This window comes from Lacrimispora brassicae (assembly GCF_054772055.1).
In genome coordinates this window covers 22,853-38,286 of record NZ_BRYH01000026.1, presented here as the reverse complement: position 1 = coordinate 38,286, position 15,434 = coordinate 22,853, and the positions used below count along the sequence as shown (strand labels likewise).

The window sequence follows — 15,434 nt, the reverse complement described above, 5'->3', positions numbered from 1 at the left end:
AGAGCAGGTGACCGTATGATTCATAGAAGCAGGCTTGTAAGCCAATTTAAAAAAATGGTGGAATTTGATTCCGAAACCTATCAGGAGCGGGAGATCGCAGACTATTTGACAGGCGAATTAAAACAGCTTGGATTTGAAGTGTGGGAGGATGATGCCGGTTACCGGCTGAAGGAAAAGCTGCCGGAATATGGAACTGCAGCTCCCACAGGAAATCTTTATGGCTTTTTAAAGGGAACCTTAAATTCCGCCCCTATTTTGCTTTCTGCCCATATGGATACGGTAAAGCCTGGTAAGGCTAAGAAAGCGGTGGAGGATGAACAGGGAAGGATCACCTCAGAAGGGGATACTGTCCTTGGAGCCGACGACCTTTCCGGGATCGCCGCCATATTGGAGGCTGTCCGGGTGGTTAAGGAAAATAACCTTCCCCATCCGGATATTGAAGTCTTATTCCCGGTGGCGGAAGAGAACTACGGAAAAGGAAGCCAGCTTATTGACTATTCCAAAATAAAATCAAAACAGGCCTATGTATTTGATTTAAGCGGGGAGATCGGCCTGGCGGCCACAGCAGCGCCCACCCTTCTTTCCTTTAAAATCAAGGTAAAGGGGAAAAATGCCCATGCAGGCTTTTGCCCCCAGCTTGGGATCAATGCCATTGAGATCACAGCCCATGCCATTTCCCAATTAAAGCAGGGGTGGGTGGATGAAGATACCACCGTAAACATCGGAACAATAAGCGGCGGAAAACAGACCAACATTGTTTCAGACGAATGTGTTGTTTTGGGAGAGATCCGAAGCTTAAAGGATCACAGGGCGCTGGAGGAATGGGAGAAATTGAACGCGGTTTTTGAACACATGGCGGCAGAATTTGGAGGAAGCCTGGAAATCGCTGTTGAAAAGCAGATCGAAGCCTATGAAATAGGCGGCAGCGAAGAGGTGGTGGAACGGTTTAAGCAGGTATGCTTATCCCTTGGTTTAAAAGGCACCACCCAGTATACCCTGGGCGGCAGCGATAACAACCACTTCGTCCGCAACGGGATCCGGGGGATGGTCGTGGCCTGCGGAATGAATGAAGTCCATACGCCAAATGAATTTACAACCGTAGATGAACTTGAAAAAAGTGCCCTTCTGGCCCTGGGCCTTATAACCCATAAAAACTGACGGATCATTTTTGTGCCAGGTTTGAGAAAGTTTTGTCAAGGAGAAGCAGTTCCGCTATTTTTAGCTGAAAGTCATCGTCAATGTCAACAGAATCAAAGGCGCTCATAAAGCAGGGCAGGGTTTTGCCCTCATAAAAGCTTTTATGCTTTATAAAATAACTGGTCAGAGCCAGGTAGATGGCCCCGTTTATTCGGTATTCGGGCTGTATATCCTGTCTTCTGACCTGTTTTTTACCTGAAAACGGGGCCTTCACCGTTCCCTCCTCTGTAAGCCGGACGGTTAAGTAAGAGGTGGGATCTGACTTGCAGATGCTGATGACAGAATCGGCCTGATTCTTTATCAGGATATCAGCGCTTTCTATTATGTGGGTTTCATTTCTTAAGGGAGATGTGGGCTGTAAAAGCATGAAGCAGTCAAAGGTTTTTCCAAGTTGCATCATCTCATTCAGGACGTGGAGTATGACATCATTTGAGGAAGCCTGGTCAGAAGCCAGTTCCTCAGGGCGCAGAAACGGCACCAGGGCTCCGAAGCGTTCTGCGATCTCCGCGTATTTAGGAGAATCTGTGGACACCAGAATCTCATCGAATATCCCGGAACGTTTACATGCTTCCACCGTATATGCCATAAGCGGCTTGTGGTTGATTTCTCTGATATTTTTATCCGTGATCCCCTTTGAGCCGCTTCGGGCAGGTATGATCCCTAAAAAGGTCTTATTTTTATACATTACTGCCTCCATTCCACATCATAAAAATCTTTTTTCAGATGAATTCCCTTTTCAAATTCCTGTTTTATTACCGAGATGATCTGTTTGCTGGTATCCTGGCCCTGGTAGGGATTCGGCGTCTCTTCCTGATGTATGTTAAAGTTCAGGGCTTTTTGGATGGCAGACGAGATCTCACTTACGGAAGAGCCGCAGCTTATGACAGAGGGAGGTTTTATCCTTCCATCCTGCCTGATTCCGATGTTTACGGAGGGCACCTTAAGAAAAGGCGCTTCCATGATCCCGCTGGAGGAGTTTCCGATGACAGCCTGGCAGCAGTTCATCAGGCTTAAGTAGCGTTTGGTCCCAAGAGAAGGAAAGACCGCTGATTTATTGGGATTTTCCTTTACAAAACCGTCGATCATTTGGTTGATGGTGTTTCCCCCTGTGTCGGAATTGCTCCTTGTAAAAACTGTAAATAAGTCTGGAAAGTGAAGAAGAGCCTCTGCCAATGGCTGGAACTGGTCCAGGGCACTTTCCTGATCCAGAGTGGCGGGGTGAAAGGTGACAAGAGCCATGGGAGGGGCCAGTGGGATCTGCAATGCTTCCTCCAGTTCCTGTCTGGTCAGCAGCTTGATGGTTTTCATGTTTTCAATCCCAAGGGCGCCCACCCAATGGACCCTGTCGGGGGCTTCTCCCAACTGAATGACCCGCCTCCTGTATTCCAAGGTGCTTGTAAAGTGAAGATAGCTCATCTTGGTGATGGCATGCCTCATACAGTCATCGTATGCCCCCCTTGTTATTTCCCCTCCGTGAATATGGGCAATGGGGATCTTGCAGATGACAGCGGTGCTTGCTGCCATAAAGGTTTCATACCGGTCCCCAAGAAGCAGGATCATATCCGGTTTTAACCGCTGGTAGGCTTCGGATAAGCTGATCATTTCCAGACCCATGGATTTGCAGATTCCAAGGGAAGTGTCTGAGGCCAGGTTCATTTCTATTTTTTCATTGATTTTTATGCCGCTGTTTTCAATATCCTCACATCCATTGCTGTATCTTGTATCCAGATGGCTTCCGGTGGCAATTACCTGCAGGATAAAATCAGGATCCTTTCCGGCCCGGTCCATTACCGGCTTTAATAAGCCGTATTCTGCCCGGTTTCCGGTTACTGCGCATAATTTGATCATGGGTCGATCCTTTCGTCCTTTTGATAGTTTCTTTGTGCGGCCTTCCCCAACAGGCTGTGGAGTTTCATGGGAGAGATTCCATATCCGCAGCGTTTGGCGCACAGGTTATGAAGGGTAAAGGCTTCCCCCTGTTTGATCTCCCTGGCAGCCACCAGATATTTTCTCACATAATCCCTGTTCTTTAACTCCGCCTGCGTTGGCTTTTTCACTCCGTCCCCAAGGGCCAGCTCAATATTTCTGATGCTGTCCACCATTTGTTTGAATTCATCCGGCTCTAAGCTGGCTTTGTGATCCGGTCCGGGCATGGTTTTATCCAGGGTCATATGCTTTTCAATGACGCAGGCGCCAAGGGCTGCGGCAGCAATGGGAACTTCGATCCCCGGCGTATGGTCGGAATACCCCACCTGTTTGTGGAACCTGTGTTTTAAGGCGGCCATGGCATTTAGATTCACATCCTCCATCATGGTGGGATAAGCGCTGGAACAATGGAGCAGAATGATTTCCGGCCCCTTTTCCTCTAAGATTTCCAGGGCTTCCCCTACTTCATCCTCCGTGGACATTCCCGTGGACAAAAGGACCTGCTTCTTTAAGGAAGCTATTCTTTTTAAATATCCATAATTGGTGATCTCCCCTGAGGGGATTTTTATGGGATCAACGCCTAGCCGGTCAAGAAAAAGGAGGCTTTCCTCATCAAAGGGAGAGGAGAGGAATTTTATGTGCCTAAAGGTGCAGTACCGGAACAGTTCTTCAAATGCCTGCCAAGATAATTCCAGGCTTTTTAACATTTCATATTGAGACATGGTGACGCCGGTATTTTCTATCTGATAGTCCGCCTTCCCTGCATCAGGGACCACAAGGAGATTTGTCTTAAAGGTCTGGAATTTGATGGCATCTGCACCTGTGACACTTGCTGCGTCGATCAATTGTTTGGCAATATTTATGTCGCCGTTGTGATTCACCCCTGCTTCGGCGATTATCATGATTTTATTCACGGGAACCTACCTCCTTTGCCGGACTTCCATAGGCCAGCTTTTTTGATGATATATTTTTTAAAACCAGGCTTCCTGCACCGATCATGGTGTCATTTCCAATGGTAACGCCCTGTATAATGGTGGAATGGGCTCCAATATGGGCATTGGCTTTCACCCATACATTTCCGCATAAAACGCTTCCGGGAGCTATGTGGACAAAGTCTTCGATCCGGCAGCCATGCTCCAGAACGGCCCCTGTATTGATGATGGTTCCATTTCCTATGGTGACGCCGGAATTAATGAGGACTCCCTTTCCAATGAAGTTTCCTTCCCCCATTTTAAGGGTTTCAGAAAGGATGGAGCTTTTATCAATGATATTGGGAAATTCATAGCCTATGTTCTTACATAGCTGGTATAGCTTCCGCCTTGGGCCTGGATTTCCCATGCTTCCTACGGCGATCACCGCATTCCTGATCCCCCGGTCAAAGCAGGCGGCCAGATCCTGGTCGCTTCCAATTACCTTTACGCCCAGTACCTCTGTGCCCACCTTTTTCCAGGGGTCTAAAATGCCTGCAATGCTATATTCTCCCTGTCCCCGGATGGTGTCTATGATGCTTTCCCCATGGCCGCCACCGCCCATGAGGATCAGTTCTTTTCTCATAGCTTCATTCTCTCCGCCATTTTTTTCATTTCACTGAATTCCCCCATGTCCAGCCAGGCGCTGTCCATGACCGGATAGGCGCCTACCTGTTCCCCGTTTTTCAAGCATCTGCGGATCAAGTCCGTCATATCAAAATACTGGTCTGGAGGAATGTATTTTAATATTTCTTCCTCCAGTACGTAAAGCCCGGTGCTCACCAGCAACTCATATCTGGGTTTTTCCCTTAAGGTGTCAACGCGCCCGTTTTCTCCTATGTCCACCACCCCGTAAGGGATCTCATAGCTTTTCATGGCCGTGACAACGGTGATCTTGTTTTTATGGGTTTTGTGGTACAGGAGAAGTTTAGTATAATTGACATCAACTAAAATATCGCAGTTGCTTACAAGAAAGCTCCCCTTGATGTCTTTTTTTGCCAGAATTAAGGAACCGGCTGTTCCCAGAGGCTCATTTTCTTCGATCAGGTGCAGATGATAACGCAGATCATCATTAAAATAAGCTTTTATCAGCTCTTTTTTATAATTTATGGTGAGATAGAATTCATGAAACCCGTACTTCATCATTTGATTCATGATCCGCTCCACAATGGGGGTGTCACCGATGGGAATCAGGGGCTTTGGAATGATTTTTGTGTATGGGTACAGCCGGGAGCCCTTGCCTCCCGCCATGATGACTACCGGCGTCTGGGTCTGTTTGGTTTCTCCTGGATCATGACTGCTTAGCTCATTCCAAAACAGGATATCAGTGACCTGGTTGTCGTCATTTACCAGGGGCAGCCCTTCGATTTGCTTTTCTTTCATGATCTCCAGGGCCAGATGACTTTTTTCCTTTTTAATGACAACAGGGGAGGTGTTCATGATCAGGCGGACAGGCATGGAAATATCTTTGTTTTTTAATATCCACCGTCTGATATCCCCATCGGTGAGAACACCGGCCAGTTTATGATCCTCTTCAACCACAAGGATCTTTCTTGCGGTCTGATCCAATTGTCTGATTGCATCCCGAATGGAACGATCCGGTGCAATGATAAATTTACGAACTTCCATTCCTATCCCTCTTTCAGACTGCTAAATGCAGCTTAATGCTTCTATGATATAATCCATATCCTTTCTTAAAAGGCTGGTACTGCAGGGGATATTGATGATCCGGTTCCAGTAAAATGGTGCCTTTTCTATGAAATAGGCCTGGCTGCCCTCATACATCCTCTGAGTATGAATAAGCTGCCAGATGGGCCTTGTTTCAATATCCTTTTCCCTTAGGTGCCTCATAACGGCATTCCGGTCCAATGTGCCGTTTTTCAAAAACAGGGAATAAAACCACCGGTTGTTCCGTGCTTTGGGGTTAAAGGGAAGCAGTTCAAAGTTTTCCATTGATTGTATGGCATCTTTGTAGTACTCATAATTGTCTTCCTTGATCCGGATAAAATCCTCCAGACACTCCAACTGGGCTACTCCCATGGCTGCCTGCAGATTCGTCATGCGGTAGTTATAGCCCACTTCCCTGTGGGTATATAAGAGGGGGTCGTCTTTTGCCTGGGAGGCAAGGTACCTGGCTTTTTCCAGGGCATTTTCATCCTTTGCAGTCAGCATTCCCCCTCCCCCTGTGGTGATGATCTTGTTGCCGTTAAAGGAATAGGCGCCGAAGTCCCCAATGGTTCCTGCAAACTGTCCCCGGTATTTCCCATCCTTGTAACAGGTTCCCAGTGCTTCAGCAGCATCTTCGATCAATTGGAATCCGTATTGTTCGGACAATGTTTTCAGCCGTTCCATATCCGCCATGTTGCCGAAGACATGGACAACCACAACCGCCTTGATGAGCCGGCGGGTACGCTTGTTTACCGGCCCGGAAAGGGTCATGACGCATTCCTTTTTCAGAAAATCTTCAAGCTTGTCACAGTCCATGTTCAGAGAATCGTCACAATCCATAAAAACGGGGACAGCGCCTATGTAGGCCACCGGATTGACTGAGGCAATAAAGGTAAGGGTGGGAACGATCACTTCCTGCTGCGGTTTTACACCGGATAAGAGCAGGGCTAAATGGATCGCGGCAGTCCCGCTTTGAACAGCCGCCCCGCCGGCTGCATTTATATAAGAAGCCATGTCCTTCTCAAACCTTGCCACGTAGCTTCCTGCAGATGATATCCAGCCGCTGTCCAGAGCATCTAAGACATATTGTTTTTCCTTCCCCCTTAGGTTGGGAACAGATAAAGGTATCATATTGGGTCCTCCCACCTGATTTGTTTCTAAAGGTTATAGATTCCTGCCTTATATTTATCCAGGTTTTTCTCCATCCAGGCGATGGTTTTTTCCAGGCCAAGGGAAAGGCTGTATTCCTGGTTCCAGCCCGTAAGCTCTTTCAGCTTTTTATTTGATCCCAAAAGCCTGTTTACTTCACTTTTTTCAGGGCGCAGCCTTTGAGGCTCGCAGATGATTCTGGCCTGGGGATTGATCTGGCTGATCAGCTCCCCTGCAAGGTCGCCGATGGAGATTTCTTTCTGGCTGGCAATGTTGATTTCCTCCCCTGGGGTTTTCTCTGATTTCTCTATTTCTATAAACCCGTTTACGGTATCTTTCACATAATTAAAATCCCTGGTGGGTGTCAGGCTGCCAAGGCGTATCTCCCTGGACCCTGTTAATAGCTGGCTGATGATGTCCGGTATGACAGCCCTTGCAGACTGTCTCGGTCCGTAGGTATTAAAGGGCCGGACAATGGTGACAGGAAGGGAAAAGCTTCTGTAAAAGGATTCCGCCAGCCGGTCAGCTCCGATCTTTGTAGCCGAATAGGGCGATTGTCCCTGAAAGGGATGGGCTTCGTCAATGGGAACGTATTTGGCAGTGCCGTAAACCTCGGAAGTAGAGGTGACCAGCACCTTATCCGTGCCAAGGCTTCTTGCGGCCTGTAGAACGTTTAAAGTTCCCTTGATGTTGGTATCCACATAGGAATCAGGAGAGTGATAGCTGAAAGGGATGGCGATCAGTGCGGCCAGATGAAAGACGGATTCCATCCCTGTCATGGCGTTTCTTACGCCATTTGGATCCCGGATGTCCCCGGCCTGTATTTCGATCTCCTTCTTTATCCCATGAGGAAGGGAGTCCAGCCATCCCCAGGTATTGAAGGAATTATAAAAAGTAAACGCCCTTACCTCATACCCCTGTTCCACAAGTGTTTCCGTTAAGTGACTGCCTATAAATCCGTCTGCTCCTGTAACCAGAACTTTTTTCATGCTTCCTCCCTTACCTGTGATGGTTATCAAAAACCTTTATTTTATAACTGCTCATCTTATCTGAGATAGAAAAGCAGAATTCTCCCCGCTCATTGGTGATCCCATGGTCAAGGCAGGTCCCTTTCATTCCTTGTTCCTGTGGTATTTCATCAGAAGCAGGAACAAGCTTTTCTAAAATAACAACAGCTCCCTTGACCGGACAGGAATCTTTATAACGGACCCTTCCCTTTATTAATATACCTTCCATATGGTATTCATGATTCATCTGTTCCATAATGAGCAACCCCGTTTAACTGGTCATCAGCGGTTCGTAAACATCCAACTGATAATCAGCATACTTGTCTTTTTCCACGGCTATGGCAAACTCTCCGGACTTGTTGGTGATCACATAGCCTTTGCTCACCCTCTGATTTTCCCGGGTGATTTTTATGACCCGGACAACAGCGCCTTCTATGGCTTCCTGACGTGAATTGTAAATCGTGCCTGTCAGTAAAACCTCTTCAGATCTTTCCATGGTAATGGTGGTTTTTAAAATGTCTTGGTTCTTAAAATGCTTTGGCGTTAAAATGATTTCAGTATATCCGCTCAATGGGGGTCCTCCTTTCCCCGGGAGAGAAGAGGGGCGTACACAGCTAATTCATACTTATTATCAGCCTTTGCCTTAATGGAAAATAAATAGTACCCGTTCTCATCCGTCACGGTATAGCCTAACAGGCTTCTGGTATTGTCCCTGCAGTTGATCTGGGTGATCCGGACCGCAGCCCCTGCACAGGGGTTCTGGTCCTGGCCGTACACGGTTCCATTGATGATCTGGAAGTTCTGCTTTTCCAACTGGATGCGAAAGTGATATTCCGGGCGGGATTGGAGTTTAGCTCCGTTTATTATGAAAGAGGACTTTTTGAAGCAGTTCATAGAATTTATTATGCCTCCCTCCGTCTTTTTGAACTTCGGTCATGCTGCGGGTATATACGGTCACATTTATTTCCTGTTTCCCCTTGGTATCCTCCGCATTAATAATGTTTCCCGCCTGTTCCTTCCCGTTGATGATCATTTTATTGATTTCCACTTCTTTATATTTGGTATCATTGATTTCTTTGTTTCTGCTTTCATCTTCCATGGTCCTATCCCCTTTTCTCCATTTTTTACTAAACTATATGCGGTCAATAGAATTCTGTTACGGTCTCCAAAATGATTTCGTTTACTTCCTCCAGCATTTCTCTCATTCTTTCAAAATATATTTGAAAAACCCTTGCCTGGTGCTGCAGATCAGAAGTCAGCCTGTCATAATCCTTTGCAGGCATATGAAATGTTTTTTCCTTCATTTCAAAGACGAATTCACTGAAATATCCTCCCAGATATTTGGTGTTTTTATGGTTTTCAAAATCGTTTACAACCTTTAGGATATACAGGATCCGTTGTAAGTCAATGTCCGTTTCCTCCACCTCCATCAGAGATTTTGTCTGGTTTTCGGAACGTATGATTTCACATAATTCCAGGCACTGGATTGCCTTTATCCTGTATTCCTTCAGGAAGTCAAGAAGGGAGTCTATATTCTTTTTGCCGTCCATATGGATCTCCCGGCTTAGGATAACATTCTTTTTTTGCCTGGAGGCTGTTTCTTCCTTAAATACCTCTGAAAGCTCCTGATGAGGCGCGCCTTCTATTTCCGCTCCATAGGAACAATTGATAAACCGGATCCGCTTTTGATCCTTATAAAGGGAGATGTAGTGTTCCAGCCTTCTCCGGTAATGATCCAGGGTGACGGTAGTTCCTACCGGGTTTCCGTATACATCCTTTGCAACGGCCGTGGCTCCGTAGGGCAGGCTTTTATCATAATCAAAGACCGCACTGTCTGCATGGTGTTTGTCATAGGTATGGGCAAAATCCTGGCCCAGGAATAGGATGGGAGAGCAGCCCATTAAGTTTGCGATGTCAATGCAGGCATGGGCCACAGAGCCTCCGCAGAATACTCCCTGGTAATTTTCAAAGCCTTCCACTGTATGGGAAAACAGGAGGGAGATAAAGATTTTGTCCCCTTTATAATCCCTTACTAAATACCTGTTGCTGTATTCATAAAAAGCAAGAGGCGCTTCTAAATCCAGGCAGTTCTTCATCATGTCAAAGTTTGCATCAACCGGATCCACAGACACGATCATATCGGGAAGAATCCCGTTTTTCCTTAAAGCTTCAACGGTTCTGCTGCCGGTAATGATAAAATACCGGTCAAGCTTATCCTTATGGCTGACCATATCCCTGATGTTTGAGTCCAGGGAGGGGCCTCCGGATACCACAAGAGCGGGCACGTTAAGATTAGAAAGCCTGCAGCGGTGGATGGGAGTGCACCGGTTCATTGCTTTCATATTGGCAATCATATTCTGGATGAAAATTTTCTTAAAGCGTTTTGCAAGATCCACCTGAGAAGCCGCATTGATGATGGTCCAATCCAAAAGTTCGACCAGACGGCCGTATTCTTCCTTATAAACACTGGAATAATTGCCAAATGCGTAAAAGTAAATGTTATTGATATTTTTAAAATGAATGGTATTGTCAAAAATTTGTTTCACCTGGTTTTCCTCAAAGGGAACAAGGGTAATATTATCCCCTGATTTGGAACCGGATTTTTTACAGATTTCAGGGTTTGGTTCAAAAATAATCACTCTGTTTCTTTCACAAAGCAATTTTTTTATAGCAGGAATGTATGCTCCTGTATCGATCCCAAACAAAAAAATCAGGGAGTCAAATTTTAAGTCTTCCAAGGTGTCCAGTAATTTTTTTATCTCTTTTCCGTAGTCAAGCCGGTCTGACAAAAAAAAGAGCTTTTTATCTTTTTTTATCCCATAGACGTGATAACCATCCAATGTTTTATATTTTCTCATAATAACCTCCCTGTTCATTGGCCTTTCCTTTGTTCCTGTTTATACAGGAGAATAAGCAATTAATTTGTATTGCTTTCCGCTAATTCTGGGAAGTGATATTCCATAAGAACCATCATGAAGGGTAAAGGTCACGCCTAAGCTTTTTTCTTCCGGAGGAATCCGGGAATCGTCCACAAAACGTATTTCAACGGCAGCGTTTGGCAGAGGCTTTCCTGTGGGACTGTATACGGTTCCTGTGACTAATATATACGTGTTATTTGATAAGGTAATATCCGCTGTCACGATTCCGGAACAAATGATCTGACAGCCTGTTAGTATTATTTTTTCCAATCGTTCTTCCCCTCCTTTGTGATAAATGATATCTATTACAAGAAAAGCGCCCCAAAGGTTACTTTCCAAATCCCATACATGCCAGATATTTTCATATTAGCGAAAGCTCGCTGGTATTTGGTGAGCGTGATGTAGGATTTTGGCCTTTGAGGCGCCTGTTTAAAAGTTATTGAGCATAGAACTTAAATATCAGCTTTACTCCGGCTCGGCAGGTAATGCCGTAAATGGCATTTGCATCGGTAAATGTTTCCCGGCTTGGAGATGCAGTGGTGGGGTTTGTACTTTCCCATACCGCTACAGCACCGCTGCGCAGGATCGTATTACTGAATAATGCAGAACCTCTTAATAAAAGTAACCCCCAGCTTGTAGTAGAAAGATTAGCAGGAACCAGCACTCCTGAAATTGCAGAAGCGGAAGAGATCGTTTTTGCTATTGGTTTATAGTTAGCCATAAGGATGCCCCCTTTTAACGATTTGTAGAAATACGTATTTCTCATATATAGTATGTCCGCAGAAGCAGATGGTGACTGTCAGGACTTAAGGACTCCTCAATTATGACATTTTTTACCAATAATGGTTTTTATTTCACCAAAACTATTGTTTTTTATTTGAAATCAGTTATATTATCTTATAAGTATTAAATTATTTTTGTAACAATACAAAGGAGGATTTATGAATTTAAAAGGAATTCGGCAGAAGATCATTTTAAATACATTGATTGTTACCATAATTATTTCTGCGGTTACGACCATTGTATTGTCAGTGTCGGCTATGTCTTTGACCAATGCTACATTGATGGAAACTCTTATGCCCTTTGCTAAAACCGCCTCAAAAAGCATTGAAAGCAACTTACATATTATGGCGGACCGTATATTTATGATTGGGGAAAATCATGAACTGTCATCAGAGGAAGCGACCATGGAAGAAAAGCGCCAGGTTCTTAACAAGGCCGCTTCAGGCATAGAGTTTGTCTGGCTGGCTCTCTATACCCAGGATGGCAGACTGTACACCGGCAACGGAAACAGCCCTGATGATATTTCCGGCGGTGATTTATTTCACATGATGCAGGAAACCCAGAACCTTGTTATTGGAGATACTTATATGGGGGAAAAAGGGCTTGAAATATCTGTGGGAATGCCCATAACCACAGATAAGCAGAACACCTATTATCTGGTGGGAAGCTATAAGTATGATATGCTTGACGACGTGATCAGCAGTATACATATCGGCTACAGCGGCCATGCGTTTGTTATAAACGGAAGCGGCCAGGTAGTGGCTTATCCGGATGCGGATTTTATTAAAAGCGGAGAGAATGTATACTCTCTTTATAAAGACAATGGAAAGCTTCTGGAAGTTTTTGATGCTATGAAATCAGGGAAGATCGGTTCAGCATCTGTGTCCATGGACGGAAAGGACACTCTTGTGGTCTATGCGCCTGTACGGGGAGCCAACTGGTATTTAGCCATTATAACGCCAAAATCAGACTTTACAGGTATCGTAAACAATGCCGTTATGATCAATATAGGCATCACCTTAACCCTCACCCTTCTTGCCATATGGTTCATTGCCCGCTTTGCAGGAAAAATTTCAAAGTCCCTGGGAATTGTGACGGAGCGGATACAAAAGCTGGCGGAGGGGGATTTAACAAGCCCAGTGGAAGTGATGACTACAAAGGATGAGGCCCAGACCCTTTCCGGTTCTTTAAAGGATACCATTGAAAAGGTGAACGGATACATTTCCCAGCTTCAAGATGCTCTGGAACAGCTTTCTGCCGGAAATCTGGACGTCAGTGTCAGTAACCAGTTTGCAGGAGACTTTGTGATCATGAAGGACTCCATCCACAACATAACCGATTTCCTCAACCAACTGATTCACGATCTGCAGAAGTCGGCAGAGACCCTTAATCATGCAGCCCAGGGGGTATCCCAAAGCGCCCGCCTTATGAACGAGTCCTCCGGCCATCAGTCCGCGTCCATTGACAGGCTTGTGGAGGAGACAGACTCCATATCCAGAGACATTATCATTGTGGATGACCATGCAAGAACTGCCCGTGAGCTTATGGAGCAGTCCATGGAAAAGCTGTCCATGGGTGATGAACACATGGAAAATACCCTTCAGGCAATGAGGAATATCAGCCATAATGCAACTGAAATAACAAAAATCACAAAATTCCTTGAGGAAATAGCATTCCAGACAAACCTTCTTGCTCTTAACGCAAGCGTTGAGGCCGCTCATGCAGGTGAAGCAGGGAAAGGCTTTGCCGTAGTGGCAAATGAAATCCGTGATCTTGCTGAAAAAAGTGCGGATTCCTCAAAGCGTACGGCCGAAATGATCGGAAATTCCCAAAGGGCCATTGAAGAGGGATCCCAGTATGCCAATTTAACCGCCCGTTTCTTAAATGAACTGACGGATATATCCAAGCAGACCTATGAAATAACAGAGGATTTGGCAAGGCTTGTAGGAAATGAGAAGTCCAGCCTGGAAAATGCGTCTTCCGACATCTCCAGGATATCCCTTCTGGCCCGCCAAAACCTTGAATCAAGCAGGGATGTGGCTTCCTTAAGCGGAGATCTGGCACAGCAGGCCCAAAGCCTGGAGCAAATGTCCGGACGTTTCCGCCTTCGTTCCCATTCCCATTCTGAAGGGAGGGATATAGAATGAAACTGAGAAAGGGTTTTTTCATGATTTTCCTGGTCCTTATGATTGTACTTTCCGTAAGCGGCTGCAAAAAGAAGGAAACCAGGCTGGAGGACGGCTATTATACGGCAGAAATGTCGGATTACAACAAAGGCTGGAAGGAATTTGTTACCATCCGCATCAGCGGCGGCAAAATTGTTACGGTTGAATACAATGCCAAAAATGCAAGTGGATTCATCAAATCCTGGGATATTGCCTATATGCGCAATATGAACGACCAAAAAGGAACATATCCCAACCGTTATACGCGGACTTATGCCGCCAGCTTCCTGGCAGCCCAAAGCGACAAGGGAATCGATACTGTAAGCGGAGCCTCTTCATCGGGAGGTAATTTTCAGAAAATGGCCTCCCTTCTCATGGAAAAGGCAAGAAGAGGAGATACTTCTCTTGGTATCGTTGAAATGGAAGAATAAATTTATTGGGGAAGGATCTTATGGTCCTTCCCCAATCTTAATTGCCGATGAAACCGTAAAAATCGTAAAAAAAGAAAAAGAGCCGCTGCAGCAAGGTATTTACCTGTGATGCAGCGGCTCTTGATTCTATATTTTGTTCAAGCTTCGGAAAATAAAGGGGAGTAATTCCGGCCCATATTTTAGGTTGAGCCGGCAAAGAAGCCTTTCAGGGCAACTCTGCCGACTTAGTAAAAACATATATGTAAGCGCTCTGACCACTTTTTCTGGCTTTCTTATGTTTATAATATTATCATACAGGATAATTGTGAAGGAAATTTGACCAGGTTATAAAGAATGTATGAAAGAAATGAAGAAATTCTGACAAAAATTGGAAAAGTATCCAAGCCCATGCTGCTTATAATAATCATAACAGAAATTTTTCTGCAAAAGGAATCTCCATGGAGCAGGAAAGCAGACGGAGGTACGGATATGCTGCTTGAAAAGAATTTAATTGAATATTGTTCTCCCACACTGGCATCCCTCAAGACAGCAAGCCTGTTTAACCATACCTTTTCCTCGGAACAGGAACTGGAAAACCAGTTGACAGTCTTAAACAGCCAGCTAAAAGGGAAAGGCATCTCCCTCCAGGTGCTATGCAGGCGAAGGAACAAGGCCCTGATCTATGTTTACCGGAGATCCCATCTGCAGGCGGATTTAAGCCGGCCGGAAGTGGGCAGGTTTTTAAAGGCCTACGGCTATGAGCAAATGGAGGTGGAAGGTGCTCTTAACAGGCTGAAGGAGCGTCTCAACCAGGAAGGGGGATTTCCCCATGAGATCGGGGTTTTTCTCGGCTATCCCTTAGAGGATGTGGTGGGGTTTATCCAAAATGAGGGGAAAAACTGCAAATGCACCGGCTGCTGGAAGGTATATGCCGATGAGCAGGAGGCTGCCCGGCTGTTTGCCAGGTACCGGAAATGCAGGACCGTGTATGTGCGTCTGTGGGAGGATGGAAGGACTGTCTGGCAGCTTACCGTGGCATCCTCCTCCCCTCCATAAAGTTCCACGGTCTGATTGTAAATGTTTTTCGTATCATATCCTTTTTCTGCAAAGCAGCATGGGCATGGATACTTTTCCAATTGAAGCCCTTTGGGCAGAAATCGGCACAGGCATGACCTTGAAATCCTATCTGTTGAATTGTAAAAAATGCATAAAAACAGAGGCTTTGTTTTGAGAATAATATACA

General features: G+C 45.5%; 18 protein-coding genes. 4 read left to right on the top strand and 14 right to left on the bottom strand.

From position 1 onward, the window contains the following. The first annotated feature begins 15 nt into the window (after positions 1–15). Positions 16–1,158, top strand: coding sequence for a M20/M25/M40 family metallo-hydrolase (locus ACYVD3_RS13360; protein WP_460643021.1), 1,143 nt, complete (start codon positions 16–18; stop codon positions 1,156–1,158). Between the two features lie 4 nt (positions 1,159–1,162). Here the strand turns inward: ACYVD3_RS13360 and ACYVD3_RS13355 are convergent, their stop codons facing one another. From ACYVD3_RS13355 to ACYVD3_RS13290, 14 genes are all read right to left on the bottom strand, one after another. Continuing rightward, entirely contained in the window at positions 1,163–1,882 is a 720-nt protein-coding gene (locus tag ACYVD3_RS13355; RefSeq protein WP_460643020.1) for an acylneuraminate cytidylyltransferase family protein, read from the bottom strand. Beyond that, on the bottom strand, positions 1,882–3,045 hold the full coding sequence (gene neuC / locus ACYVD3_RS13350) for a UDP-N-acetylglucosamine 2-epimerase (RefSeq protein ID WP_460643019.1): 1,164 nt from the start codon (positions 3,043–3,045) through the stop codon (positions 1,882–1,884). Before neuC ends, ACYVD3_RS13355 begins: the two co-directional genes overlap by 1 nt. After that, positions 3,042–4,037: an N-acetylneuraminate synthase gene (gene neuB, locus ACYVD3_RS13345; RefSeq protein ID WP_460643018.1), complete on the bottom strand. Its 996-nt coding sequence runs from the start codon at positions 4,035–4,037 to the stop codon at positions 3,042–3,044. Before neuB ends, neuC begins: the two co-directional genes overlap by 4 nt. Next, positions 4,030–4,677 (bottom strand): acetyltransferase, encoded by a 648-nt coding sequence (locus ACYVD3_RS13340; protein WP_460643017.1) that lies wholly within the window; start codon positions 4,675–4,677, stop codon positions 4,030–4,032. Before ACYVD3_RS13340 ends, neuB begins: the two co-directional genes overlap by 8 nt. Beyond that, complete coding sequence (locus ACYVD3_RS13335) at positions 4,674–5,720, bottom strand: nucleotidyltransferase family protein (protein ID WP_460643016.1); 1,047 nt, start codon at positions 5,718–5,720, stop codon at positions 4,674–4,676. Before ACYVD3_RS13335 ends, ACYVD3_RS13340 begins: the two co-directional genes overlap by 4 nt. Before the next feature lie 21 nt (positions 5,721–5,741). Then, a complete protein-coding gene (locus ACYVD3_RS13330) occupies positions 5,742–6,890 on the bottom strand; it encodes a LegC family aminotransferase (RefSeq protein ID WP_460643015.1) in 1,149 nt (382 codons plus the stop codon). 26 nt (positions 6,891–6,916) lie between these two features. Further along, a complete protein-coding gene (locus tag ACYVD3_RS13325) occupies positions 6,917–7,897 on the bottom strand; it encodes an NAD-dependent 4,6-dehydratase LegB (RefSeq protein WP_460643014.1) in 981 nt (326 codons plus the stop codon). Between the two features lie 10 nt (positions 7,898–7,907). Then, the gene (locus ACYVD3_RS13320; RefSeq protein WP_460643013.1) at positions 7,908–8,171 is read right to left on the bottom strand and encodes a hypothetical protein; all 264 of its coding nucleotides are present in this window, start codon (positions 8,169–8,171) and stop codon (positions 7,908–7,910) included. 15 nt (positions 8,172–8,186) lie between these two features. Continuing rightward, complete coding sequence (locus tag ACYVD3_RS13315; protein WP_460643012.1) at positions 8,187–8,486, bottom strand: hypothetical protein; 300 nt, start codon at positions 8,484–8,486, stop codon at positions 8,187–8,189. Then, positions 8,483–8,809 (bottom strand): carboxypeptidase-like regulatory domain-containing protein, encoded by a 327-nt coding sequence (locus ACYVD3_RS13310; protein ID WP_460643011.1) that lies wholly within the window; start codon positions 8,807–8,809, stop codon positions 8,483–8,485. The genes ACYVD3_RS13315 and ACYVD3_RS13310 overlap by 4 nt, the downstream gene beginning before the upstream one ends. After that, complete coding sequence (locus ACYVD3_RS13305; protein ID WP_460643010.1) at positions 8,766–9,014, bottom strand: hypothetical protein; 249 nt, start codon at positions 9,012–9,014, stop codon at positions 8,766–8,768. The genes ACYVD3_RS13310 and ACYVD3_RS13305 overlap by 44 nt, the downstream gene beginning before the upstream one ends. A gap of 43 nt (positions 9,015–9,057) precedes the next feature. Beyond that, complete coding sequence (locus ACYVD3_RS13300; protein WP_460643009.1) at positions 9,058–10,773, bottom strand: motility associated factor glycosyltransferase family protein; 1,716 nt, start codon at positions 10,771–10,773, stop codon at positions 9,058–9,060. A gap of 39 nt (positions 10,774–10,812) precedes the next feature. Next, the gene (locus ACYVD3_RS13295) at positions 10,813–11,103 is read right to left on the bottom strand and encodes a hypothetical protein (protein WP_460643008.1); all 291 of its coding nucleotides are present in this window, start codon (positions 11,101–11,103) and stop codon (positions 10,813–10,815) included. 166 nt (positions 11,104–11,269) lie between these two features. Continuing rightward, a complete protein-coding gene (locus tag ACYVD3_RS13290) occupies positions 11,270–11,554 on the bottom strand; it encodes a hypothetical protein (RefSeq protein WP_460643007.1) in 285 nt (94 codons plus the stop codon). Between the two features lie 220 nt (positions 11,555–11,774). On the opposite strand from ACYVD3_RS13290, the gene ACYVD3_RS13285 reads away from it, so the two are divergent. From ACYVD3_RS13285 to ACYVD3_RS13275, 3 genes are all read left to right on the top strand, one after another. Beyond that, positions 11,775–13,763: a methyl-accepting chemotaxis protein gene (locus ACYVD3_RS13285; protein WP_460643006.1), complete on the top strand. Its 1,989-nt coding sequence runs from the start codon at positions 11,775–11,777 to the stop codon at positions 13,761–13,763. Continuing rightward, positions 13,760–14,212, top strand: coding sequence for an FMN-binding protein (locus tag ACYVD3_RS13280; RefSeq protein ID WP_460643005.1), 453 nt, complete (start codon positions 13,760–13,762; stop codon positions 14,210–14,212). Before ACYVD3_RS13285 ends, ACYVD3_RS13280 begins: the two co-directional genes overlap by 4 nt. A 333-nt stretch (positions 14,213–14,545) precedes the next feature. Then, on the top strand, positions 14,546–15,247 hold the full coding sequence (locus ACYVD3_RS13275; RefSeq protein ID WP_460643004.1) for a DUF3793 family protein: 702 nt from the start codon (positions 14,546–14,548) through the stop codon (positions 15,245–15,247). The last annotated feature ends 187 nt before the right edge of the window (positions 15,248–15,434 follow it).

Coding starts and splice junctions, on each gene's coding strand:
- ACYVD3_RS13335 (WP_460643016.1), bottom strand. CDS start 5,720: ATGGAAGTTCGTAAATTTATCATTGCACCGGATCGTTCCATTCGGGAT.
- ACYVD3_RS13340 (WP_460643017.1), bottom strand. CDS start 4,677: ATGAGAAAAGAACTGATCCTCATGGGCGGTGGCGGCCATGGGGAAAGC.
- ACYVD3_RS13325 (WP_460643014.1), bottom strand. CDS start 7,897: ATGAAAAAAGTTCTGGTTACAGGAGCAGACGGATTTATAGGCAGTCAC.
- ACYVD3_RS13310 (WP_460643011.1), bottom strand. CDS start 8,809: ATGAACTGCTTCAAAAAGTCCTCTTTCATAATAAACGGAGCTAAACTC.
- ACYVD3_RS13360 (WP_460643021.1), top strand. CDS start 16: ATGATTCATAGAAGCAGGCTTGTAAGCCAATTTAAAAAAATGGTGGAA.
- ACYVD3_RS13305 (WP_460643010.1), bottom strand. CDS start 9,014: ATGGAAGATGAAAGCAGAAACAAAGAAATCAATGATACCAAATATAAA.
- ACYVD3_RS13290 (WP_460643007.1), bottom strand. CDS start 11,554: ATGGCTAACTATAAACCAATAGCAAAAACGATCTCTTCCGCTTCTGCA.
- ACYVD3_RS13320 (WP_460643013.1), bottom strand. CDS start 8,171: ATGGAACAGATGAATCATGAATACCATATGGAAGGTATATTAATAAAG.
- ACYVD3_RS13330 (WP_460643015.1), bottom strand. CDS start 6,890: ATGATACCTTTATCTGTTCCCAACCTAAGGGGGAAGGAAAAACAATAT.
- ACYVD3_RS13300 (WP_460643009.1), bottom strand. CDS start 10,773: ATGAGAAAATATAAAACATTGGATGGTTATCACGTCTATGGGATAAAA.
- ACYVD3_RS13275 (WP_460643004.1), top strand. CDS start 14,546: ATGTATGAAAGAAATGAAGAAATTCTGACAAAAATTGGAAAAGTATCC.
- ACYVD3_RS13280 (WP_460643005.1), top strand. CDS start 13,760: ATGAAACTGAGAAAGGGTTTTTTCATGATTTTCCTGGTCCTTATGATT.
- neuC (WP_460643019.1), bottom strand. CDS start 3,045: ATGATCAAATTATGCGCAGTAACCGGAAACCGGGCAGAATACGGCTTA.
- ACYVD3_RS13285 (WP_460643006.1), top strand. CDS start 11,775: ATGAATTTAAAAGGAATTCGGCAGAAGATCATTTTAAATACATTGATT.
- ACYVD3_RS13355 (WP_460643020.1), bottom strand. CDS start 1,882: ATGTATAAAAATAAGACCTTTTTAGGGATCATACCTGCCCGAAGCGGC.